At 60.3% G+C, this 22852-nt stretch carries 23 protein-coding genes, 1 tRNA gene and 1 other RNA gene; 13 read left to right on the top strand and 12 right to left on the bottom strand.

Features of this window, described 5'->3' with window-relative positions:
* Nucleotides 1–11: 11 nt before the first annotated feature.
* Nucleotides 12–752 carry a 3-deoxy-manno-octulosonate cytidylyltransferase gene (gene kdsB / locus JIN81_RS10580; RefSeq protein WP_200279211.1) on the bottom strand — a complete coding sequence of 247 codons (741 nt, stop codon included), beginning with the start codon at nucleotides 750–752 and terminating at the stop codon, nucleotides 12–14.
* Nucleotides 753–843: 91 nt separating this feature from the next.
* On the bottom strand, nucleotides 844–1089 hold the full coding sequence (locus JIN81_RS10575) for a hypothetical protein (protein ID WP_200278946.1): 246 nt from the start codon (nucleotides 1087–1089) through the stop codon (nucleotides 844–846).
* Between the two features lie 79 nt (nucleotides 1090–1168).
* Between JIN81_RS10575 and JIN81_RS10570 the strand changes: the two genes are divergently transcribed.
* The 3 genes from JIN81_RS10570 (at nucleotide 1169) to dnaN (ending at nucleotide 5929) form a co-directional block, all read left to right on the top strand.
* A complete protein-coding gene (locus JIN81_RS10570; protein ID WP_200278944.1) occupies nucleotides 1169–2806 on the top strand; it encodes a sodium:solute symporter family transporter in 1638 nt (545 codons plus the stop codon).
* 450 nt (nucleotides 2807–3256) lie between these two features.
* Entirely contained in the window at nucleotides 3257–4687 is a 1431-nt protein-coding gene (gene dnaA / locus JIN81_RS10565; RefSeq protein ID WP_200278942.1) for a chromosomal replication initiator protein DnaA, read from the top strand.
* A 144-nt stretch (nucleotides 4688–4831) separates the two neighbouring features.
* Entirely contained in the window at nucleotides 4832–5929 is a 1098-nt protein-coding gene (gene dnaN, locus JIN81_RS10560; RefSeq protein ID WP_200278939.1) for a DNA polymerase III subunit beta, read from the top strand.
* Between the two features lie 64 nt (nucleotides 5930–5993).
* On the opposite strand, the gene JIN81_RS10555 is transcribed toward dnaN, so the two are convergent.
* From JIN81_RS10555 to JIN81_RS10545, 3 genes are read right to left on the bottom strand one after another with little or no spacing between them, the layout of a single operon-like run.
* The gene (locus tag JIN81_RS10555) at nucleotides 5994–6971 is read right to left on the bottom strand and encodes an ABC transporter ATP-binding protein (RefSeq protein WP_234044707.1); all 978 of its coding nucleotides are present in this window, start codon (nucleotides 6969–6971) and stop codon (nucleotides 5994–5996) included.
* A 14-nt stretch (nucleotides 6972–6985) separates the two neighbouring features.
* Nucleotides 6986–8371, bottom strand: coding sequence for a ribosome biogenesis GTPase Der (gene der, locus JIN81_RS10550; RefSeq protein ID WP_200278937.1), 1386 nt, complete (start codon nucleotides 8369–8371; stop codon nucleotides 6986–6988).
* A 60-nt stretch (nucleotides 8372–8431) separates the two neighbouring features.
* The gene (locus JIN81_RS10545; RefSeq protein WP_200278935.1) at nucleotides 8432–9031 is read right to left on the bottom strand and encodes a CDP-alcohol phosphatidyltransferase family protein; all 600 of its coding nucleotides are present in this window, start codon (nucleotides 9029–9031) and stop codon (nucleotides 8432–8434) included.
* Nucleotides 9032–9097: 66 nt separating this feature from the next.
* On the opposite strand from JIN81_RS10545, the gene JIN81_RS10540 reads away from it, so the two are divergent.
* Nucleotides 9098–9835: an endonuclease/exonuclease/phosphatase family protein gene (locus JIN81_RS10540; RefSeq protein ID WP_200278933.1), complete on the top strand. Its 738-nt coding sequence runs from the start codon at nucleotides 9098–9100 to the stop codon at nucleotides 9833–9835.
* Here JIN81_RS10540 and JIN81_RS10535 read toward each other — a convergent pair.
* The 5 genes from JIN81_RS10535 to hisI form a co-directional block, all read right to left on the bottom strand.
* Nucleotides 9832–10989, bottom strand: a complete 1158-nt coding sequence (locus tag JIN81_RS10535; RefSeq protein ID WP_200278923.1) for a prenyltransferase/squalene oxidase repeat-containing protein — start codon at nucleotides 10987–10989, stop codon at nucleotides 9832–9834. The genes JIN81_RS10540 and JIN81_RS10535 overlap by 4 nt on opposite strands.
* Before the next feature lie 6 nt (nucleotides 10990–10995).
* Nucleotides 10996–11745, bottom strand: coding sequence for a YdjY domain-containing protein (locus JIN81_RS10530; RefSeq protein WP_200278921.1), 750 nt, complete (start codon nucleotides 11743–11745; stop codon nucleotides 10996–10998).
* Between the two features lie 53 nt (nucleotides 11746–11798).
* A complete protein-coding gene (locus JIN81_RS10525) occupies nucleotides 11799–12707 on the bottom strand; it encodes a hypothetical protein (RefSeq protein WP_200278919.1) in 909 nt (302 codons plus the stop codon).
* A gap of 140 nt (nucleotides 12708–12847) precedes the next feature.
* Nucleotides 12848–13195: a 50S ribosomal protein L19 gene (rplS, locus tag JIN81_RS10520; protein WP_200278917.1), complete on the bottom strand. Its 348-nt coding sequence runs from the start codon at nucleotides 13193–13195 to the stop codon at nucleotides 12848–12850.
* Between the two features lie 188 nt (nucleotides 13196–13383).
* The gene (gene hisI, locus JIN81_RS10515; RefSeq protein WP_200278915.1) at nucleotides 13384–13827 is read right to left on the bottom strand and encodes a phosphoribosyl-AMP cyclohydrolase; all 444 of its coding nucleotides are present in this window, start codon (nucleotides 13825–13827) and stop codon (nucleotides 13384–13386) included.
* Nucleotides 13828–13928: 101 nt separating this feature from the next.
* On the opposite strand from hisI, the gene proB reads away from it, so the two are divergent.
* Nucleotides 13929–14693, top strand: coding sequence for a glutamate 5-kinase (gene proB, locus JIN81_RS10510; protein ID WP_200278913.1), 765 nt, complete (start codon nucleotides 13929–13931; stop codon nucleotides 14691–14693).
* Complete coding sequence (locus tag JIN81_RS10505; protein WP_200278911.1) at nucleotides 14690–15946, top strand: glutamate-5-semialdehyde dehydrogenase; 1257 nt, start codon at nucleotides 14690–14692, stop codon at nucleotides 15944–15946. The genes proB and JIN81_RS10505 overlap by 4 nt, the downstream gene beginning before the upstream one ends.
* 16 nt (nucleotides 15947–15962) lie before the next feature.
* On the opposite strand, the gene ssrS is transcribed toward JIN81_RS10505, so the two are convergent.
* Nucleotides 15963–16147: non-coding RNA, 6S RNA (gene ssrS / locus JIN81_RS19635), on the bottom strand.
* A gap of 167 nt (nucleotides 16148–16314) precedes the next feature.
* Here ssrS and JIN81_RS10500 point away from each other — a divergent pair.
* A complete protein-coding gene (locus JIN81_RS10500; RefSeq protein WP_234044706.1) occupies nucleotides 16315–17058 on the top strand; it encodes a TrmH family RNA methyltransferase in 744 nt (247 codons plus the stop codon).
* An 18-nt stretch (nucleotides 17059–17076) separates the two neighbouring features.
* On the opposite strand, the gene JIN81_RS10495 is transcribed toward JIN81_RS10500, so the two are convergent.
* Complete coding sequence (locus JIN81_RS10495) at nucleotides 17077–17988, bottom strand: nucleotidyltransferase family protein (protein ID WP_234044705.1); 912 nt, start codon at nucleotides 17986–17988, stop codon at nucleotides 17077–17079.
* A 130-nt stretch (nucleotides 17989–18118) separates the two neighbouring features.
* Here JIN81_RS10495 and JIN81_RS10490 point away from each other — a divergent pair, with 130 nt between their 5' ends.
* From JIN81_RS10490 to JIN81_RS10465, 6 genes are all read left to right on the top strand, one after another.
* On the top strand, nucleotides 18119–19141 hold the full coding sequence (locus JIN81_RS10490) for a thiamine pyrophosphate-dependent dehydrogenase E1 component subunit alpha (RefSeq protein WP_325100871.1): 1023 nt from the start codon (nucleotides 18119–18121) through the stop codon (nucleotides 19139–19141).
* A complete protein-coding gene (locus JIN81_RS10485) occupies nucleotides 19138–20106 on the top strand; it encodes an alpha-ketoacid dehydrogenase subunit beta (protein ID WP_200278905.1) in 969 nt (322 codons plus the stop codon). The genes JIN81_RS10490 and JIN81_RS10485 overlap by 4 nt, the downstream gene beginning before the upstream one ends.
* Nucleotides 20107–20111: 5 nt before the next feature.
* Nucleotides 20112–21341: a dihydrolipoamide acetyltransferase family protein gene (locus JIN81_RS10480; protein WP_200278903.1), complete on the top strand. Its 1230-nt coding sequence runs from the start codon at nucleotides 20112–20114 to the stop codon at nucleotides 21339–21341.
* Between the two features lie 116 nt (nucleotides 21342–21457).
* The gene (locus JIN81_RS10475) at nucleotides 21458–21877 is read left to right on the top strand and encodes a secondary thiamine-phosphate synthase enzyme YjbQ (RefSeq protein WP_200278901.1); all 420 of its coding nucleotides are present in this window, start codon (nucleotides 21458–21460) and stop codon (nucleotides 21875–21877) included.
* Between the two features lie 145 nt (nucleotides 21878–22022).
* Nucleotides 22023–22097: transfer RNA gene (locus JIN81_RS10470), tRNA-Thr, on the top strand.
* Nucleotides 22098–22378: 281 nt separating this feature from the next.
* Nucleotides 22379–22852 (top strand): CAP domain-containing protein, encoded by a 474-nt coding sequence (locus JIN81_RS10465; protein WP_200278899.1) that lies wholly within the window; start codon nucleotides 22379–22381, stop codon nucleotides 22850–22852.

The raw sequence follows: 22852 nt of genomic DNA, 5'->3' as shown, positions 1-22852 counted from the left end.
TGAAGAGGTGATCAGGATGAGGTGGAAAGAAGGATGCGCTCGACTTCGAGGGCTTGCTCGGGGGTGTCGACGCCTGGTGCGGTATCGTGGGTCGGGATGACCTTGATGGAGGCTCCGTTTTCCAGAGCGCGCAGCTGTTCGAGGGACTCGGCTTGCTCAAGCAGTGATGGAGGCCAAGCCACGAACTGTTGGATGAATCCGCGGCGGTAGGCGTAGATGCCCTTGTGTCGGTAGACCGGAAGTCCGGCGACCTGGTTGCGGAAATACGGAAGGGGCGAGCGGGAAAAGTAGAGTGCCCGGCCGTCGATGGCGGTGACGACCTTGACCACATTCGGGTCGCCGACCGCTGGATCCGAGGGGTCGAGAGGATTGGCCGCGGTGGCCATGTCGAGCTCGGGCTCGACCGTCATCAGGGTGGCCAACTCGTCGATCAATGCTGGGTCGATCAGGGGTTCGTCCCCCTGGATATTGACGACGTGTGTGGTGGCAGGAAGTTTTTCGATGGCTTCCGCCAGTCGGTCGGTTCCAGTTGGATGGCTGTCTGAAGTCATGATCGCCTTGCCACCGAAGGCTCGGACAGCCTCCTCAATGCGCGGGTCGTCGGTCGCAACCCACACGTCATCAAGCATCTTGCATTGCTGGCAGCGATCCCACACGTGATGAATGAGCGCCTTTCCCGCGATCTCATGCAGGGGCTTCCCGGGGAAGCGTGAAGACCCCCAGCGCGCTGGGAGAATACCGGTGATGTGGATGCCGCTGGGGTTGGAACTCACTGTGCTTGGCGGCAGACTAAGGGCCCTGCAGAGCCATGAGCAAGAGTGGATCCCCGCGTTTGGCAGAAAGTCAGTGGCCTCGCCAAGAACCTTCGGATTCTACGTAGCGAAGCGCCTTTTCGTAGGAAGCGCCTGTCAGAAAATGATCAAGGCGGGCGTCGATTTCATGCCGGTGTTCGCGGTGCCAGCGGTCGATTGCTTCGGACACCTCCTTGAGGGCCGCAAACTGACCATCCGGATCGCGATCCCGCCATTCATGATCGCCGATGATGGAGAGTCGGCGGTGGAGAAGTTCCGCGAGCTGGGATGCGTTCATCGGGCAGAGCGTGGGGCGGATCCGACAGGATGGCAAATCCGGCGTGGACGCTGAGCCGACAATCTCCCTAACTTCGGCCATGGAGATCGTTGGCTTGGCCGGTGCTTTTACGAAATGGGACTGGGGCGTGCTGCTCGGTTATCTGGTGCTGTGCACGTGGGTAGGTCATCGGATGAGTGGCAAGCAGTCCACGATCAAGGATTTCTTCCTCGGCGGACGCTCGCTGCCGTGGCCAGCCGTCAGTGGCTCAATCATCGCTACGGAGATCAGCGGAGTCACCTTCATCGGCGTGCCGGGCACTCTCTTCGCCCTCAATGGTGATTTCTCCTACTTGCAGTGGGCGATCGGCTCGATTCTTGCCCGCTTCCTCATCGCGAAGTTCCTCGTGCCGCTTTACTACGAGCAGGAGATTTACAGTCCCTACGACTACATGGGGCGCCGCTTGGGTAGAGGTGCGAAAAAGATCGCGACGGTCCTATTCACCTTGGGAAGCATCCTGGGACAGAGTGTCCGAGTGCTTGTCGCGGCCATTCCCCTGAAGGTGGTGACCGGGCTCCCGATCGAAATCAGCATCCTGATCATCGGGCTCTTTGCGATCGGTTGGACGCTGATGGGGGGGATGCAGACGGTCATTTGGACCGATGTGATGCAGTTCATCCTGTTCGCCTTCGGGGGCGTTCTCGCACTGATCTGGATCGTTGGGGGCGTTCCCGGTGGCTTCGGGGAGTTCTGGAGTTTGGCGGATTCCTTCGGGCGCACTCGGGTCATGGACTTCACTTTCGGGTTTGAGCGGGAGTTGCAGTTCACGTTCTGGGTGGCGATTTTTGCCGTGCCTTTCCAGAATCTGACGGCCTTTGGGGTCGATCAGCTGAATGCCCAGCGCATGTTCTGTTGCCGGAATGCGAAGGACGCGGGCAAGGCCCTGATGTTCAGCTGCGTGGGCCAGGTGCTTACGCTGCTGATGCTCATGGTGGGGGCCGCCCTCTTCGTTCACTATCATCTTCACCCTTTCAACGAAGCAGAGGCCGAGTTGGTGAAGGCCGGGGCTGACACGATAGGGAACAGCCAGGTTCGGGTGACGGGAGAGCACGACTACATTTTCCCGATGTGGATTGTGACCGTCCTGCCGGCCGGGGTCAGCGGGTTGCTGCTCGCCGGCGTATTTGCGGCCTCAATTTCGAGTCTGGACTCGATCCTGGCCGCGCTCAGCCAGACCACCTTGTCGCTCTGGTATCACCCGGAAGACCGGACCGATGAGGAGATGGAAAAGCTCAACCTGGTGTGGAAGTCCCGGGTGCTGGTCATGATCTGGGGCCTGCTTCTGACGGGGTTCACCTTGTTGCTCAATGAGGCGCGGGAGGGTATCCCGATTCTTCCGCTCGCGTTCGGAATGACTTCATACACGGTCGGCCCCCTGTTGGGGCTGATGGTGTGCGCGATGGTGGGTCGCGGCAGTATCCCGGGCCTGATCGTGGGCGCTGCGGCTTCGTTTGCCCTGGTGGCGCTGATCCGGCCCGACATCTGGGTGCTGCTCGGCAATGTCGATGTCCCCCTGACTTGGCTCAGCGTGTTCCACACCTTTGACGCCGACTTGCTTGAAGAGGGCAAGGTGCTGTCTCTGTTCTGTTACGCTTGGACGTGGCCGGTCACCGCCGTTCTGACCTTCCTTTGTGGATGGCTGCCGGGGAAGAACTACGAGAGGAAGCAAGCAGCCTGATTCATCGCCGAATCAGGACGCCGTGAGTGGAACTCCGGCGGAGGATGTGCGACAACACACTCAGCATAGGAGACTTGCGATCTCACCTCGAAGGTCGCAGTGGTGAAGGGGAAAGTTTTGTAGAGTGTGACGAATTCGACACTCACGGATTGCGCGTAAAAAATACCACAAAGAGCTTATAAATAGCAAAATGGAATGAGTGCAAAGATCTGCGTGGGTGCGAATGGTTTAGCTGCGTTAAGTGTTCCCTTGGTCAAGATTTAAAAAAATCCGAGCCGTGGAACGCCCGTGGAAACAGGGGTGGTTGCTCCATCTGTTAGAGGGCTTTGAAAAGGGTTTCTCTTGGAGCTGGGATGAGGGGTAAAAACCTCCCTGCACCGGGGCAGTCGAAGGCGATGTCGTTAGGGGTGTGTGAAAGAAAAACCAAATTTTTTAGAGTCGGAAAATCAGATGGAACAGGTGGAGGTGAAGGACAGTGAGGGCCATGGGGAGCGCGGCGTGGACATGGAGGATGCTTGGGCGGCCGTACGGGGTCGTCTCAGTGAACTCGTCAGCGTGGATGCGTTCGAGCGTTGGTTTAAGGCGTGTCGTCTGGTCGAGGTGGAGAACCGCGTGGCCAAGATCGGGATTCCCAATGAGATCCATCAGGTATGGATCGAGAGCAACTACATGACCGAACTCCATGCGGCCTTGAACGAGATGGTCGATGAGGTGGTGGAGGTGCAGTTGGTGATCGAGCAGGCCAAGGTTGCGAAAAGCGAGGTCGTGCAGGAATCCGTGGATTCGGAGGATGCCGAGGATTTGTTCCCGGACACGGTCGGCGAGGACGACGGCATCGAGGTGGAGAAGCGTTTGAAGCGTGTTGGGTTGAATCCTTCGTTCACCTTCGACTCCTTCGTGGTGGGCGCGAACAGCCAGTTTGCCCATGCTGCCTGCGAAGCGGTGGCCACCGGCAAGGGATCGGCATTCAACCCCCTCTTCATTCACGGCGGACCTGGATTGGGGAAGACCCACCTGATGCAGGCGGTTGGGCGCCAGCGGCTTGCCAGCGAAGCCTCTGGCAAGGTTGTCTACATGACCTGCGAGAAGTTCACCAACGAGTTCATTGATGCGGTCCGCAAGGGCGATCTCGAGCGGTTCAGGCGGCGGTATCGCACCGCCGAGATGATGCTGATCGATGATGTTCAGTTCATCGCAGGGAAGGAGCGCTCCCAGGAGGAGTTCTTCCACACCTTCAACACCCTGCTGGATGGACGCTGCCAGGTGATCCTGACCAGTGACCGCCCTGCCTCTGAGATCAAGAACCTCGAGCCCCGGTTGGTGTCGCGTTTCGAGTGTGGTCTGACCGTCGAGTTGCAGCCTCCTGGCTTCGAGACCCGGCTGGCCATCCTCCAGCACAAGGTGGCCGAGTGGGGCGTGAAGGTGGATGATGGCATCATCCGTCTGCTCGCCGAGCGCCTGACCACCAACGTGCGCCGTCTTGAAGGTGGCCTGATGCGGGTCGGGACCTTCGCGTCGCTGGCGGGTGAGCGCGTGACGGTCGATAAGGTGGAGCACCTCCTCCGGGATCTCTTTCGCGAAGAAAACAGCCGGCAGGTGACGATCGACTCGATCCAGCGTTTGGTGGCCGAGCAGTTCGACATGCGTCTGGCCGACATGACGAGTCGGCGGCGCCCGGCGAGTATCGCCGTGCCTAGGCAGATCGCGATGTATCTGAGTCGGACCCACACGAAATGCTCTCTGGTGGAGATTGGGGATGCGTTCGGTGGGCGGGATCACGGTACCGTCATTCACGCGGTGAAGAAGGTAAAAGCGCAGATTGAAACCGACCGGCAAGTGAGGGAACAGGTGCAGTTTATCGAGTCGGAGCTCAGACGCTGAACAACTTGCAAAAGTTTTTGAAATTCAGCGAGCTCTGTCAAAATTCGTAGAACCTTGCCGGAGTCAAAACGAAGGCTTGCAAACGCTTCATAAAAGCGAAAAGCATTGGGCAAGCGCACCACGGAACAAGCGCTTGGATCAGCAATGAAGTTTACCGTTTCCAAAGAGGCGCTCCTCGAAGGGCTGCAGAAGGTGCAGCACGTCGTCAGCACCCGGACCACCCTCCCGATTCTCTCCAACGTGTTGTTGGTCGCTGAGAACGGTCGTCTCCAACTCACAACCACGGATCTGGACGTTGGCATCACCGGATCGGTCGAGGCCAACATTCAGAAGGAAGGTGCGACCACGCTTCCTGCGAAGAAACTGGTGAACATCATTCGTGAGCTACCCGCCAGCGAGGTGGAAGTCTCGGTGGATGCGAAGAACACGGCCTCGATCCAGTGTGGTCCGTCATTCTTCAAGATCATTGGTCTGGGGCAGGACGATTTCCCGCCTTTGCCGGATTTCGACGGGGCAAACGAATATCGCATTCCCCAACAGCTGCTCCTCGACGGTCTGAAGAAGACCGGCTATGCGATTTCCACCGACGAGACGCGCTATGTGCTCAACGGCATCTACACCTCTTTCCGTGAGGGCAAGATGACCCTGGTGGCGACGGATGGCCGCCGTCTTGCCATGGTCGAGAGCGACCTGGATTTCCCAGCGAGCCAAGAAGTGGATGTGATCATCCCGACCAAGGCGGTTCAGGAATTGCAGCGTTTGCTGGGCACGGAGGGTGAGGTGCTGCTTCGCCTCAGCGACAGTCAGATTTCCTTCTCGGTCGGCGAGCATCTGCTGGTCAGTAAGCTGATCGAGGGCAACTACCCGAACTACCGCCAAGTGATCCCCGGCGATTCGAGCGAACGTGTCGAGCTGCCTCGTGAGGCGATGCTTGAGACCGTCCGTCGTGTTTCGCTGCTTTCCTCGGACAAGTCGAACTCGGTGAAACTGGTATTCGGCAAGAACAGCGTGGAAGTCAGTGCGAACTCGCCGGATGTGGGTGAGGCCAAGGAAACACTTGAGGTTCCCTATGAAGGCAAGGAGATGCAGATCGCATTCAATCCTGAGTTCATGAAGGCTCCGCTGCAGAATCTCGAGGAAGAGACCGTTTATCTCGACTTGATCGACGAGATGAGCCCGGGTGTGGTCCGGATCGACGGCAGCTTCCTTTACGTGATCATGCCGATGCGTGTGACCGGCTGAGCCGATACGCGGTAGCAGCGATCTTTGGGATGGAGCACGGTCTTGCCGTGCTCCATTTCAGTTTTTACGAGGCGAGGCAGCCCGGGCAGTCCTGGGCGTAGTGGCCTGGCTGGATTTCCTTCAACTGGGGCGACCGATCCATCAGGCAGGCATCGGAGTTGCCGATCCGGTTCCGGGGTTGGAACGCGCATCCGGCGGGCGGGTTCGACATGTCGGGCGGCAGGCCGGGGATGGTGTAGAGTTCTTCGCCCTTCTGATGGCGGGCCGGGATGCTCTGGAGCAGCGACCGGGTGTAGGCGTGAAGCGGGTTGGCAAAGAGCTCCTTGCGCGTAGCGCTTTCCACGATGCGACCGGCATACATCACATTCACGTGGTCGCAGACTTGGGAGACGACTTCGAGGTCATGGGTGATGAATACGACTGCGGTCCCGAGATCCTTCTGGCGATCACGGATCAAATCGAGGACCTGCTTCTGAACCGTCACATCGAGGGCGGTGGTCGGTTCGTCGCAAATGAGTAGTTCGGGACGGGTGATCAGGGCCATGGCAATCATGACGCGTTGGCGCATGCCGCCTGAGAACTCGTGAGGATACGAGCCGATCCTTGAGGCGGCATCAGGGATTCCGACTTCTTCGAGAGCCTCGATGGCGCGGGCTTCGGCAGGTTTTCCCTTCATGCCGAGGTGGAGTTCAAGGGGTTCCGTCAACTGGTCCCGTATCCGCATGTAGGGATTCAGGGATGTCATGGGGTCCTGGAAGATCATCGAGATCCGTTTGCCCCGGATGCCACGCAGTTCCTTGTCCGAAGCGCTCAGCAAGTCGATGCCGTCGAAGGAGGCGACTCCGGAGTGAATCCGACCGGGAGGCTGGGGGATGAGACCGAGAAGTGAATAGCAACTCACGGATTTTCCCGATCCTGACTCTCCGACGATGCCCAGGGTTTCTCCGGAATCGACAGCGAAGGAAACATCCTCAACGGCGTGGACCACCCCGTTGCGGGTGTGGAAGCGCGTGGTGAGATTCTTGACGTCTAGCAATGGCATGGCGGCTGGTCGTATTAGAGGCTTCTAGGATCGAGTTTCCGACGGCGTCGCGAGCGGATCGAGAATACCACGGGGATCCCGGGTGCAGGATGGACCTCGCGGAGCCGGTTGGACAGGTACTGCTCGTAGCTTTGGGTGCTGAGGGATTTGTCATTCACGAACAGCACGAAGGTCGGAACGGGGATGGTATGGTAGCGCTCATTGACCGCGGTCGTGGCGTAGTAGAGCTTCAGGCGGCGCGTTCCCTTGCCCGCAGAGGGTGGAGGATTCACCTCGAACGCCATTTGTAGCATGCGGTTCAGATTGCCGGTGGACGGCACGTCCTGAGAGGTCTTCTTGATCGAAAGCACCTTCGCGAGGACTTCCGTCACGGCGGTGCCTTCCTTGGCCGACACGCAGACGAAGGGAGCGTAGTGGAGGAAGAACAATTCGCGACGGACCTGTTCCTTGGCCTCCTTCTGGCGCTCCTTGAGCGGCGCTCCGGGGTGGAACAGATCGAACTTGTTGAGAACGATCAAGCAGGGCTTCTTCTCCTTGAGAATGAGTTGGGCGATCTTGCGATCCTGGGCACTGACGCCGGAGGCGAGGTCGACGACCAGCAGGCAGATGTCGGCTCGTCGGATGGCTTTCTCCGTGCGCATGGCGGAGAACACTTCGACCGATTCGTCCCGTTTGGTGCGGGGGCGCAGGCCAGCGGTGTCCACAAGAGTGAACTTCTCGTCCTTGAACTGATAGGGAAGGTCGATGGCGTCACGGGTCGTCCCGGCGATGTCGGAGACAATGGTGCGGTCGCTCTGAACGATCGCGTTGACGAGGGAGGACTTGCCGGCGTTCGGTTTGCCGACGATGGCGAGGCGGATCCCGGACTCCTGGGATTCAGCGACCACCTCCTCGATTTCTCCGGCCAATGGTGCCAGATGCTCATCGATCACGGCCGTGAGCTCTGCAAATCCACGTCCGTGCTCGGCTGAGATTTCCAGCCCATTTCCCAGACCCAGACGGGTCATTTCGGTGTGGGCGTGATCGTGCTTCTCATGATCGACCTTGTTGATGATCAGGAGGACGGGCGATTTTGCCTTGCGAAGCTTCTGAGCAAGGGCCTCGTCGATGGTGGTGAGGCCCTCCTGGCCGTCGACCACGAAGAGGATGAGATCGGCGGTCTCCAAGGCGATGTCGGCCTCGAGGGTGACCTGTTCGGCGAAGCCGTCATCCAAGGTTGAGCCGATGCCACCGGTATCGACGATGGTGCATGGATGGGCGGTCACCATGCAGGGGGCTGAAATGCGGTCGCGGGTGACGCCCGGCTGGTCGTGGACAATCGCAATCCTACGTTTGGCGAGGCGATTGAAGAGCGCGGATTTCCCCACATTGGGGCGTCCGACGATGGCAACGGTGGGCATGCGGGAAGGAGACCGAGTGTGGGGTCCTGAGGCGAGAGAAAAGAACCGCCGATCCGAGGTTCACGGGTGGGAGCCCGGTTTGACGTGGGGGGAATCCCGCAGTTGGTGGTGCGCTTCCCTGAGATACGCATAGCCGGACCAAACGGTGAAGACCGCAGCCACGATGCAAGGGTAGATGGGATCGATGGGGATGACCCGGAGCATGACCCATCCCAAGGCGAACATTTGGGTGAATGTGCAGACCTTCCCGGTCCAGTGAGGACGAATCGGCACATGATGATTGATGAAATGGAGCACGGCCACCCCTCCCAGGATGAGGCAGTCACGAACAATCACCAGAGCGCTGAACCAGAGTGGAATCCGCCAGCCGTCCGGACCCCATTCGACGAGGCTGAGCACGATGATGGCGGTCATGAGAAGGGACTTGTCGGCAATCGGGTCGATCGTGGCGCCGAAGCGGGATTGTTGGTTGAAGCGGCGGGCGACCCAGCCATCGAGACCGTCACTTGCGGAGGCGATGATGAAGACGGCGAGCGCCCAGCCACGAAGCCACTCCTCGGGATGGCCTTCCTCGACACTGACGCCGTAGTAGATGGCGAGCACGGCGAATACCGGTACAAGGAAGATCCGGGTCAGGGTGATCTTGCTGGCAACGGTCATCGACCTGATCGTATCTGGAATTCGCGGCGTTTGCGAGATTGGTGTGGGGATCGCGTATGGATCCTCATGTGGTTCACCCGACTTCTGGTCATCTCAGCGATGCTGCTGACAGCCTGTGCCGACCCTCTCAAGGTGGTTTGTTGGAACATTCATCATGGCGTCGGTGAGGATGGTCGGCTCGATCTGGAGCGGATTGCCAAGGTGATCGAGATGGAGAAACCGGATCTGGTGGCCCTTCAGGAGGTGGACAACCGATGCGGACGGAGTGGAAAGGTGGATCAGGCGGCCGAGTTGGGTCGGCTTCTTGGGATGCAATCGGTTTTCGGCAAGGCCATGGACTTTGGTGGAGGTGGCTACGGCCTGGCGGTGTTGTCGAAGCTCCCGATCAAGGGGCAGAAGGTGCATCGTCTGCCGGGTGGGGGGGAGCCACGGATCGCTTTCGAGGTGATGATCGGGCATCCGGAGGGGAACTTTTCCTTCGTGAATGTCCACCTCGACCATCAAGGCGAGGAGAGACAACGGCTTCAGGCCGAGGAGTTGGACCGCCAGCTTAAAGGGGTTCGGAGCGTCATCCTGTGCGGTGATTTCAACGCCGACCCGTCATCGAAGACCATGAAGGTGTTCGAGAAGTGGGAGTTGGTCCCCAAAAAAGGAGCCCGGTTCACCCAACCCGCCGGTGCTCCGACGGTCGAGATCGATCACGTGCTGCTGCGCGGGTTTCAGTCACCGATGGGCGCAAGGGTGATCGAAGAGGCTGTCGCATCCGATCACCGCCCGCTGGCGCTCACCGTGGAGCCCTCTTAAGGTTTCCCGGGGATTGAGTGGTAGATCTGCTCGAGAGCCATCACCGTGTAGGAGGTGACCAGCACCGGGTTGGACTCCATCCAGCGACCGTTGGAGTTGGCCCATGAACCGTCTTCGCGCTGAGTGCTGAGGAGTTTGCCGGCGAGATCCATGCGCCAATCCGCGCTCTTGCCGTTCTCCAATGGCAGCTTGTCGATGCCTGCGGCGGCCAGCGCTTTCGACATTGCCTGGTAGTAGTAATACAACCCCTCGGCGCCCATTCCGGGATTTTCCTCGAGTGTGTAGTGCTTGCCCAGCCACTCCTTGACCGCGACCACCCGTGGGTCATCCGGCTCGAGCTTGGCATAGATCAGCGACAGCAGACCGGCGTAGGAGATGGATCCGTAGGAGCGCAGGGCGACACTGCCGTCCTCCAGTTCTTCGGTGCCGGCCTTTGAGCTGCCAGGGGTGTAAATGAATCCGCCTTTGTTGTTCGGATCGTCCGAAGCATCGGCGCGATCATTGGTCTCGGTCAGGTTCTGGCACCTTGAGAGGAAGGTGATCGCCGCATCCCAATCGAGTTCCGGTTGATCGCCGAATTTCCCGTCTTCGATCACCTGCTTGGACAAGGCCAAGGCCTCGATGGCAAGATAGGTATTCGAGAGGTCGGTGTGGTCGTTTTTCGACCCGTAGCCGATTCCTCCATCGTTCTGGTTGTCGGTGACTCCTTCTTCGCCGATGTCCCACTGCTGGGAAATCAGATAGCTCCGTCCGCGCACGATCGCGGGCTCGTAAATGTCCCGAGCGGCGGCGGTCAGGGCGGTGACTGCGGTGGCCGTGTTGTAGGTCGCGAGGCCGCGGTTGTAGATTCCGCCATCTTCCTTTTGCTGCTTGAGCAGCCAGTCGTAGCCCTTCTTCAGGTGATCGGGCAGGGGTTTTGTCAGATCGACCGCGGGATCCCGCACGCCAGCCGTGAGAGCCAGTGCGGTGAGAGCCGGCAATTCCTTGTCATCCCAGTAGCCTTCGTCCTTCTGTTGTTCGGCGAGCCAGCTGTTTCCGCGCGCGATGGCGAGGCGCATTTCCTGCTGGATCGAAAGGTAGGGATTCGGCGGCGCGTCCTGTGCCTGAACGGCAAGCGTGCCCGTTGCGAGCAAAGCAAGTGCGATGGTCTTCATGGTGAGTCAGGATTGATAGGGATGGATGACGACGGTCACTTTGGTGCCCTCGGCGGGGACCCTCTTCGGGTGGGGCAACCAAACGTCGTCGAACTGGTTGTCTTTTCCAGAGAAATTGATGAGAGCGGAATTGCTCAGAAAGACAGCGATCAAATCGCCGGAGGTCTCGGCGACGAACTTGCCGTCATAGATGAACGAGCCGCCGTATACCCAAGCGGAGCTCGGCATGTCCTTTTCCGTGGAGGCGTGGGTGATCCATTTGCTGACCGGTTGGCGGTCGGTCTTGCCATCCTTCGTGAGATCGACCGACAGTTGCACCCGGGATTTCTTCTTCTGCTCTTCAGTGCTCTGTTCGAATTCTGACGAAAGGCTCCCATCCTCCTCGACCTTGAAGTAGAGCTCGGGAGAAGCGACGTAGCCGAGCAGCTTGAAGGCGAGATTGAGATGGGTCGCCGAGATGTCGGTGACGAAAAGGGACTCGTGGACCTTCCCGTTCTGGTGCACAACCACGAACTCGAGGAGACCCTGAGTCTGGTTCACTGCGGCAGGAAACTGGATCTCCCTCGTCTTGGGATCGAAGGTCACCTTGCCGATCTTCATGCGGCCGTCCTCCAATCGCTCGATTGCCGGTTTCACCGGAGCCACCGGCTGATCCGGGGCGGGGAGGGTCTTCGGCTCGACGGGGGCGCGTTCCACGTCCTGAGCGAGGGCTGAGGACAGGGCGATGCCGATGACTAGGGCTGGGAAACGGAGCATGAAGGGGTGTGACTGAGGGGTGAACGGGCGAGGAGTCATCCTCTTAGAGAAATTCATTCTGATGGGGCAAAGGCGGCCGCGAATGATTGCCACCCGAGCCTTGTGATGCGGGTCGCGAGAGATTCGGCGGGCTTTTCGCCGGCGATCGGTTGGGAGATGGGTTGGAGCCCTTCGTTCGCCGCGAGTTGGGAGGAAATCAAGCGGAAGGTCGCGCGCAGGATCGTGTCGGCGTAGTCGGTGGGACTTCCGGGTGCCGGAATGCGCATGGCGAGGCGGGTTTCGCCAATGCCGAGGCCAACTTCCAACTCGTCATTGAGCTCGGCATCCGGGGTGACTTTGCTGGTGAAGACGATCAGCTCCGAGCTTGCCTTGGATAGTTCTTCGGCGGCACCGGCTGCCGCGCGTTTCGTGACCTCGACACGGTCGCGTGGTGCGGCAAGGGTCAGCGAGAGGCGTGGGCGCTCATCACCGTCCATTGCCGTTGGCGTCAGACGCGTTCGCAGGACGCCCTTGATGGCGGCTTGGAGTTCGTCCTCATCCGCTGGCGTGTGGTCGATGACTCTTTCCCACGCGACGCGGGCCCAGGCCATCTGGGTGTTGGCCTCCAGTCTCGAGGCAAGTTCGATGAATGAAGCCGCGGGGGTGTCCTCTTCGTCCTTCCAAGCGTCGAGTGTCGGGCTGCGTTCAAGATCACCGACTTGGATCGTGGGTGGGGGCTCCGGTTGGTCCGGGGCTTCCTTGGGGGGAGGTTCCGCCGGAGGCGGGCTCTCGACGGGGCCTGCAGGGACGGCAAACAGGTCGGAAGGTTTGGCGAGTTGCTGGCTCGCGCGTGTCCTTGCCATCTCAAGTTTGGCCTCGGTGGGAGGCGTCATGAAATCCATCTCGCGGGTGCCGAGGATCCAGACGCTGGCGATGATAGCGATGGACAGGATGATGGCGATCCATGGGGGAATTCGGCTCACGCCGGAGAGTGGAGCGCGCCCGGGGGATTGTCCAGAGTCCGGCGTCGGGAACGTCCGGGACCTTCCCGTGGAAACGCACGAAAAAGCGCCCGCAGCCGGAGGCTACGGGCGCTTTCAGAAAAAGTTCCAAGCGGAACGGCTCAGGCGTCGGCGCTCTTCACCAAAGTGGCGCGCTTGCCGACCCGGGTGCGGAGGTAGTGGAGCTTGGCGCGACGGACCTTGCCACGGTGGGTCACCTCGATCTTCGCGATGCGGGGTGTGTGCACTGGGAACACACGCTCAACGCCTTCACCGTAGGAAATCTTGCGCACGGTGAATGAGGCATTCACGCCGGAACCACGCTTGGCGAGGACGATGCCTGCGAAGATCTGGATCCGCTCCTTGCCGCCTTCCACCACGCGGGTGTGAACCTTGACGGTGTCACCGACATTGAAGTCGACCACGTCCTTCTTGAGCTGCTCTGATTCGATCTTGTTGATGATGTCCATGGCGTCCTCCTGTGCTTGAAAATGATGTGTGATTCCTCACTCGGCTCGCGAGGGGCGGGAGAACTAGGGGAAGAGACCCGCCTTTGCAATCGCGAAATTCAATGATTTGGCGGATATTGTTAAGAAACCCGAAGTTTTTCCTCTGGAAAGGGGAGATTCACGATTGGGCGGTTGCTCCAAGCATGGAATCAGCCTTTCCCATACACGGCTTCGGGGTCGAACTTCCGGTCTTGTTCCGTGAGGCTCATCGAGCCGTCGGGGCCGTCGATTCGACGGTAGAAGCAGCCCGATCGCCCGGTGTGGCAGGCACCCGCGCCGATCTGTTCGACATAGAGGACCACGGCATCCTGATCGCAGTCAGTGCGGATTTCCCGGACGCGCTGGACGTGACCGGAGGTGGCGCCCTTGTGCCAGATTTCCTGGCGGCTGCGTGACCAATAGACCGCTTCACCTTTCTCAAGGGTCAGCTGGAGAGACTCGGCATTCATGTAGGCGAGCATCAGTGGCTCCTTCGTTTCAAAATCGAGGGCAACCGCCGGGATCAGACCATCGGCATCGAATTTTGGCGCGAACCGAAGATCTTCCTCGATGGCCTTCTTGTCTCCTCGCGGGGCAAAGCATGAAGTGCTCATGAAGCGCGAATAGTCCCGATGCTTGGCGGAGGCAAGTCGGAGCTGCCACGATTTGCTGTGGCACTTTGGTCGAATCCACGGCATAGGCCCGTCGCTCAACCATGAAACCACTCACTGTCATCAAGGCTGGCACCGGCGTTCTGACCCGCCTTCGCGATGGAACACTCGATGGGGCGGCTCTGGTCCGTTTGGTTACGGCCATCGCCGGCTTGATCGAATCCGGGCACCGTTGCCTGCTGGTCAGCTCGGGGGCGGTGGGTGCCGGTGTGTCGGCGTTCAAACTTGATGGCTATCCATCGGAGTTGGTCGTCCGCCAGGCATGTGCGGCGGTGGGGCAGGCGCGATTGATGCACACCTACGAGAGCCTGTTCCGGAACTTCGACCTCTCGGTGGCGCAGGTGCTTCTGGTCGGCGAGGATCTGAGGGAGGAGAAAAGGAGGAAGTATGTGGGTGATACGCTGCAGCGCTTGTTGGCCGAGCCGGGCATCGTTCCGATCATCAATGAGAACGACTCGGTGGCCGTCGAAGAGCTTCGTGTCGGTGACAACGACATGCTGTCCGCACGCGTCGCGCGATTGGTCGGGGCGGAACGTCTCGTGCTTCTCACCAGTGTCGACGGCCTGCTCCACCCGGAGACGAGGGAGCTGGTGCCCGAGGTGGCCGATGTCGCCGATGTGCTGGGCTTCGCCAAGGACGAGCAGGGAAGATTTTCGATCGGCGGTATGGCTTCCAAGCTGAAAGCGGTGCAGATGGCGGTGGATTCAGGCATCGAAACCCACATTGCGCACGGTCGCGAACCGGAGAGGTTGCCACGCATTCTGGCCGGTGAGGTCGGCCTATCTACTAGATTTACTGTAACATCATGAGCGACATCAAGGATCAGATCGAGACGATGGCACGGCAGGCGCGGGCGGCGGCGCTGAAGCTTTCGCAGCTGAGCACTGGGGAGAAGAATGCCATTCTTCAGGCAATGGCAGCCGGGTTGCGTGGTGCGTCGGCCTCCATTCTCGAGGCCAACGTCAGGGATCTTGAAGCCGGAGAGGCCAAGGGGTTGACCAAGGCGATGCTGGATCGACTGCGTCTGGATGAGGCACGGATCGACGCGATCGCGGGCGGGATCGAACAGGTCGCCGCCTTGCCTGATCCTGTCGGGGATCTGATGGAATCATGGGAGCGCCCGAACGGGATCAAGCTCGAGCAGGTTCGGGTTCCGATCGGAACCATTGGAATCATCTACGAGAGTCGTCCGAATGTGACCAGTGATGCGGCGGTGCTCTGTTTCAAGGCCGGTAACGCGACGATCCTGCGTGGTGGGTCCGAGGCCATTCATTCGAACAGGGCCATTGCCGAGGCCTTGGTGCGCGGCGGGGAGGAAGCCGGGCTTCCGGAGCATGCGATCCAGCTGATTCCCTTCACCGACCGTTCCAGTGTGACGGCACTGTGTCAGATGGACGAGTGGCTGGATGTCATCATTCCCCGAGGCGGAAGGGGCCTGATCGAGACCGTGGTTTCACAAGCCCGGATGCCGGTGATCAAGCACTACGACGGCATTTGCCATACCTACGTGGATGCCGCCGCGGATGAGCAGATGGCGGTGAAGATCGCCGTGGATGCGAAGACGCAGAAGCCCGGGGTGTGCAACGCGATGGAGACGCTGCTGGTCCATGAAGGCGTGGTAGCGAGCTTTTTGCCCAAGGTTGCCGAGGCCATGCAGGCAAAAGGGGTGGAGCTGCGGGGTTGCGAAAGGACCTGCCAGGTGATCGACGCAGTGCCCGCCACCGAGGAGGACTGGAAGACGGAATACCTCGATCTAATTCTGTCGATCAAGGTTGTGGGCTCACTGGATGAGGCGGTCGAGCACATCAATCGCTACGGATCGCATCACTCGGAATGCATCGTCACCGAGGATGCTGCTGCCGCTGCCAGGTTCCTGCCGGCGGTCGACTCGGCCTGTGTCTTCCACAATGTGTCGACCCGATTTGCAGACGGCGAAGAGTTCGGTTTCGGAGCGGAGATCGGCATTTCCACCGAGAAACTGCATGCACGGGGGCCGATGGGACTGAGGGAGCTGACAAGCTACCAATATCGTGTCCGGGGAGCCGGCCAGACCAAGGCCTGAGGGGCGTTGGTGAAAAAAAGAAACCACTGTGCCGTCCCCGGCATTGTGAGCCACGTTCCGGTGTCTCAACAGGTGGGGCGACTGACTTCATCTAGATCTTCCTGAGAAGGCGTGATCCGTCAAAAGCTGCAGCGAAATGCCCCTAATTAATAGAGTCGGTCCGGGCACGTTGCCGTAAGTGGACGCACACAGTAGTTATGGAGTGAGGCTAGTCGAGAAGTGGACTTTGGCAAAGCAAATCGAGGGGATTCACGCCATGGAAAGCGACGCATTTTTTGCGGTCGACCACCGGGGTGGACCGACGGCCGTTCTACTGATAAGTCCGGGTCATGGATGAGGCAGAGTGGATGCAGGAGCTACAGCTTCAGATGAAGGAAAGAACCGACCCTTGGGTGGTTCTTGAGGGAAGGCATGCCGTCGAGGGAGCCATGGGGGGATGGTGGGACATCGTCGGAGTTCTCGCTGGCGAGCACTGTGAGTGGGAGCCCCCGGATTGGAGTGGACTCGTCGTGATCCGCCGCGACCGGAAGACGGTTGAGGCCACCGCGGGCTATGCTTTCCACCGAGGTGTGATCGGGCTCGCCCGACAACCGGACGAAGTGGCTGATGTCCATGGACTGATGTCCGAGTTGGACGCGGATGCGACGGTGGTGGTGTGTCCGCGGCTCAGCGATCCGTCCAACGTTGGAGCGATCATCCGGAACGCGGCGGCGCTGGGTGCGGCTGCAGTGATTCTAGGCTCCGAGGGGGCGTCACCGTTTGAGAGGAAGGCAGTGCGTGCGTCGAGCGGGGCGCTGTTCCGGGTGCCGGTCCGGGTGGCGGATTCGGGCCAGGTGCTCCGTTGCCTGAAGGCCGGCGGATTCCGATTGATCGGGACTTCAGGGCACAAGAACGCGACTGCCCTGACCCAACTCGACGGAGTGGAGGGGAGAGTAGCGCTGGTCATTGGCTCCGAGGCCGAGGGTCTCGGGTCCTTTTGGGAGAAAGCCTGTGACTGCCTGACGAGGATCCCGATGGAGTCCGGCATGGACTCGATGAATGCCGCCGCGGCGAGTGCGGTTTGCCTCTGGGAACTCCAAAGGCTCCGAGAGGCAGCTCTGGATGAGGAATGAAAGTTCGCCCCCGGCGGATCAGGTCAAGGGCGTGGGGTAGTCGCCGGCTTCGACCAGCGCGGCGATCGACTCCACCACGTGGGGCTTGTCGTCCGGGTAGGTGACGCCGAACCACGAAGCGCTGGTGTCGAGCACCACGCAGTCAGCGCGCTCGTCGCGGATCAACTCGTCCACCACGGTTGGAATGTAGCACTCGGACTTCATTTCACTCCCGTGTTCCTTGAGGAATTCGGTGAAGTGCGCTTCGAGTTGATCGAGATATTCGGCGGTGAACCCCCAGAAATTCATCGAGACCGGGCTGGTTTCATCGATTACGAGGCTGGACCCATCAATTCTCGTCCCACTGACGACTCCGTCGTCCGCACGGGAGATGTCGACCACTTCCTCGACGTCGCTCAGAAGGTTTCCTGCGATGGTTTGGCAGATGCCCCGATTCACCGTTCCATGCTCGGATAGCGTGTTTTTGAGCGGGTAGCCCACCATGCTGTAGTGGCTCTTGCTGTCGTCCGCGGGAGTCTCCGAAAACCAGCGTGCGATCACTTGATAGGCGTCGGCCCCGTAGAAATCATCCGCATTGATGACGGCAAAAGGGCCGTCGATGAGCTTACGCGCGGCCCGCACGGCGTGTGCGGTGCCCCAAGGCTTCACCCGGCCTTCAGGAACTTCGAATCCTTCCGGCAGGTCATCGAGCTTCTGAAACGCATAGTCGACCTCGATCCGGTCCTTGAAACGGGAACCCACCGACTCGCGGAATGCCTCAGCGAAATCCTCGCGGATCACGAAGACCACCTTGCCGAAACCGGCGCGGATCGCGTCGAAGACGGAGTAGTCCAGCACGGTCTCTCCATTCGGACCCATGGGGTCCATTTGCTTCAATCCGCCGTAGCGAGAGCCCATACCTGCAGCGAGAACTAAAAGTGTCGGTTTCATGGAATGATGGGTCCGGGTTTGACCGGCCGGGGGGTTATGAGGGGATGGCCGCGACCTTGTCCAGTGCGGAGCATTGGATGATTGCTCATATCCCTTGCCGCCCGGCAGAGGCCCGTCTTAGCCTCTGGCCGTGCCAGATCAGCCGGACCTGCCTCCCCCCGCCACCGAGCGGGAACATGCCAGAAAAGTCTACCGAGCCATGCTAGAGGCTCGGCAGCTTGAGACGAAGCTCGCCAGCCTCTACAAGGCGGGCAAAATCGTGGGCGGAGTGTATCTGGGCAAGGGGCAGGAAGCGGTCAGCGCGTCGCTTGGTGGCTCCCTGAAGTGGAAGCACGATGTCTTTGCCCCGCTGATCCGGGATCAGGGAGGTCGCACTGCCTTCGGCGAGGATCTGCTCGATTGCGCCCGGACCTACCTCGGGTCGGTCGAAGGTCCGATGCGTGGCCGAGATGGCAACATCCACCGGGGTCGCCCGGCGGAAGGCCTGTTGGCCATGATTTCCCACCTCGGTGCCGCGGTGCCCGTCGTAACAGGCATGCTGCTCGCGCGTCGATTGAAGGGCGAACTGGATGGTGTGGTCGGGGCCACCTGCATCGGTGATGGCGGCACCTCGACCGGGGCTTTTCACGAGGGACTGAATGCCGCGGCGGTGGAAAAGCTGCCTCTGGTCGTCGTGGTGGCCAACAATCAGTTCGCCTACTCGACGCCGAACGACCGACAGTTTGCCTGCGAGGATTTGTATGACCGGGCCAAAGGCTACGGGGTTGCGGGTCATCGGGTGGATGGCACGGATTTCCTCGCGTGTCTTCGTGTGATCGGAGGTGCGGTCGCCAGCGCGCGGGCAGGCGGCGGTCCGCAAATGGTGGTCGCGAATCTGCTGCGTCTGTCGGGGCACGGAGAGCATGACGACGGAAGCTATGTGCCGGACACCCTGCGGGCCGGACACCTCGGGCAGGATTGCATGGATGTCGCGCGCCAGCAGATGGTGGATTCCGGGTATGCGACGGCCGAGGAAATCGAGGGTTGGCGCTCGGAACTGGAGGATCGGGTCCAGCGTGCGCTGGCGAAGGCCCAGCAGGAAACCAAGCCTGATCCATGGCACGAAACCTGGCAGGCCTGTTCCCAGAACCCCGCACTTCCTTTCGAGGCATGAGTATTACCTACGTTGACGCGATCCGTGAGGCGCAGGAGCAGTTGTTGAAGGATGACCCGCGGGTATTCCTCTACGGGCAGGACATCAGTCGGTTCGGGGGGGCATTCAAGGCAACCAAGGGCTTGGCCGACGCCTATCCCGGGCGGGTTCTCGATTCTCCAATCAGTGAGGATGCGATGGTTGGTATGGCGATCGGCTCGGCCATCGACGGCATGCGCCCCATCCTCGAGATGCAGTTCGCAGATTTTTCGTCGGTCGGCTTCAACCAGATCGTCAATCAGGCCGCGACCCACTTTTATCGGACCGGGATTCCGGTGCCGATTACGGTGAGACTTCCTTCAGGAGGCACTCCCGGATCCGGTCCATTCCACAGCCAGAGCATGGAGTCGATCTATGCCCACTATCCCGGGCTGGTCGTCGTCACGCCGGCAACGGTCTCCGATGCCTATCAGATGCTGATCGAGTCGGTGGCCCTCGATGACCCGGTGCTCTACTGTGAGCACAAGTTTCTCTACCGCTGGCTGAAGGCTCCGAAGATTGACCACGATGGCCTTCCTCTGGGGCGGGCACGCATCACACGCCACGGGCGCCACGCAACGATCGTCACCTACAGTGCGATGGTCCACGAGGCCGTGCGGGCAGCCGACCGTCTCCAACAGGAGAGCGGGTGGGAGATCGAGGTGGTCGACCTTCGCACGGTCAAGCCACTCGACATGGACACCGTTCTGGCCAGTGTGGCCCGCACCGGTCGTTTGCTGACCTTGGGCGAATCCTTTCCGTGGGGAGGCGTCACCGCCGAGGTGGTCGCTCGTGTGTGTTCGGAAGGCTTCCACCTCCTCGACGCCCCGCCGAAGCGGCTGAATTCCCGGGACACGCCGGTCCCTTACCATCCGAATCTCTGGGCAGCCCACCGCCCGACGCCTGAGTCGATCTGCATCGCCATGCGTGAACTCCTTTCCTTCTAACCATCATGCCGACTGTTCCAATCCTCATGCCCCAGCTCGGGGAATCGATTGCCGAAGCCACCGTCGTCCGGATTGATATCGCCATTGGCGATGTCGTGAAGGCGGACCAGGAGGTCATCGAAGTTGAAACTCAAAAGGCGACGATGGGGGTAACCACCCTGTGTCAAGGCGTGGTCAGGGAACTCAACGTTCAGGAAGGCGAGACCTACGCGGTGGGCACGACCCTCGGCCTGCTGGAGGTTGAAGCTGATGAAGTCGAAAAGACCGGCGTGGAGACGCTCGAAGCGGCCGCCGAGAAGCGTGTGAACACGGCCGCCGAGGAAGAGGAAAAGAACCTCCACTTCGCGGTGGATGATGACACCTACGAGGAACGCCAACCGGTCGTCGAGCCAAGTGTGAAGGGCCTGCCGGTGCCGGCAGGTGTGATGGGCGCCCACTACATTTCCCCGCGCATGCGTGCGCGCATGGCGGAGCTCGGACTGCGTGAAGCCGACATCTCCGCCGTGGTTGGAACCGGTGCAGGCGGACGCGTTACGGTTCAGGATCTGGAAGCCTTCCTCGACTACATCGAGGAATGGCCAAGCAGTCAGGCCTCGCCCATGCGGCTTGCCGTGGCGGATGCGATGCGCCGCAGCTGGAGTCGTCCGTTGGCGACCGTCAGTCGTCCGGTCCGACTGGATCGGGCGCTGGATCATCGACGTGCCCAGGACCCGAAACCGGGACTCACCCTTTACCTTCTTCGTGCCTTTGCGCTCGCCTTGGCGGAGGATCCTGCGAGCGCCGGATTCCTCATCGGTGAACGCATTGTTCACCCTCGTGCGTTCGATATCGGTGTGGCCGTCCAGGTGGAAGATGGAGTGGTGGTCCCGGTGCTTCGAAATGTCGATTCGATGAATCTCGGGCAGTTGACCGGCGCCTATGCCGAGATGGTCGACCGCGCCCGCCGCCGTCGACTGACTGAGGATGACACCCGCGGTGGAATTGCCACCGTCACCAACTTCGGAACCTTCGGGCTGACCAACGGCACTCCGATCCCGCTACCAAATGAAACCTTGATTCTGGGGCTCGCCGCTGGTGAGAAGAAACCGATTTGGAGCAAGGAAGTGGAGGCCTTCGTGCCTGCTACCGAGGCGGAACTTGCCGTGACCTTCGACCACCGGGTGGTCGATGGAGGTGGTGCCGGACTCCTGCTGGCGCGAATTGCTGAACTACTACAGTCACCGGAGAAACTTTAGGTTGGCTCGGCCCGGTGGGTCCCGTAGGCGGCAGGACGTGATGCTCTAGCGCCCGGGGACAATCCGCGATCCGGCGCTGTCCACCTGGCCCAACCGAACCCGCTTCCTCTACGATAATGAGTGCGCATACCGACCGATTCACGCTCCAGACCCGGGGGAAGGGGACTTATGAGATCACAGACCGGATCCAAGCCATCGTGGCAGCATCTGGAATCGAGAATGGGACCGTGACGGTGTTCGTCCGGCACACTTCGGCCAGTCTGGTGATCATGGAGAATGCGGATCCGAGTGCTCGCCAGGATCTGGAGGCGTTCTTCGATCATCTTGTGCCGGAAGACACCCCGTATTTCGTCCACACCTACGAAGGGCCGGATGACATGCCGAGTCACATCCGCATGGCGCTCACCCGAAGCAGCGAAGTGATTCCGATCATGAGCGGCCGGATGGTGCTTGGCACGTGGCAGGGGATCTTCCTGTTCGAGCACCGTCGAGCGGCCCACCAGCGGCAGGTGGCGGTGGCTGTCGTGGGGGAATGAAAAGGGCGAGGGGAATCGCACCGAATTATGGTTGTCATCAGGAACCGGGAAGGCTAATTCCCTCCCCGTCCGACCTCGGACCCCGCCGATTCCCACCGCTCTTATGGGGCAGTGAGAGGGCATCAGGGAGGCGAGGAGGTCATTAGCCGCTGTAGCTCAGGGGTAGAGCAGCTCATTCGTAATGAGCAGGTCGTCGGTTCAAATCCGACCAGCGGCTCCACCCATTTTCCGGGGAATTCGGCGGCCTACGTGATCGCGTAGGTGTTTCGTTTGTGGCTGCAAGACGCTTGCCGTTAGTGGGTTGTGATAGGAGGTGCTTGGGTGTCGAATTTCAAAAAATCTTTACGTTTAAGGTTTGTTTGCTAGTGTGCTTCCGCAGTCCCCCCATGACTACACACCACTACCCACATGAACCAAACCAGCCTATTGAGGGGATTGGGGGCAGGTCTTGCACTGTGCTTTGCATCCTGCGCCTCGGATCTTGATACCACCAGAGTACCCATGGCGCAGAAGTCGCCGAATGCGAAGTCCGGCGACGTGAGCCAGCTTCACACCTCAATCAACGATTACCGCCAGTCCATTGGGAAGGCGCCACTTCGTCGTCACTCCGGGCTTGATCGGCTCGCCCAGCAGCACTGTGAATTCATGGCGAAGAATCGAGGGAAGTTCACCCTCGGCTCCGAGAATATCTCCCACTACGGCTTCGAAGAGCGTGCCCTCGCGGCTCAGCGGGCCTACAGCATGCAGAACGTGGCGGAGAATGTCGCCGGCGGAACGATCCGCGGAAACGTCTCGTCCACACTGGTCGACTCCTGGGCCAACTCGAAGAAGCACAGTTTCAATCTCAAGGGTGATTGGGATGCCACGGGAGTGGGCGTCTACACAGCTCCTGACGGCATGGTCTATGCCACGCAAATTTTTGCGACGGAGAACCGTTCTCATATGGCGTTGATGGACCGGATGGGTGCATTCTGA

Source organism: Haloferula rosea, assembly GCF_016595525.1.
In the GTDB taxonomy this organism is placed as follows: Bacteria; Verrucomicrobiota; Verrucomicrobiia; order Verrucomicrobiales; family Akkermansiaceae; genus Haloferula; species Haloferula rosea.
The sequence above is the reverse complement of the archived record's forward strand: the minus strand, read 5'-3'. Positions and strand labels throughout refer to the sequence as shown.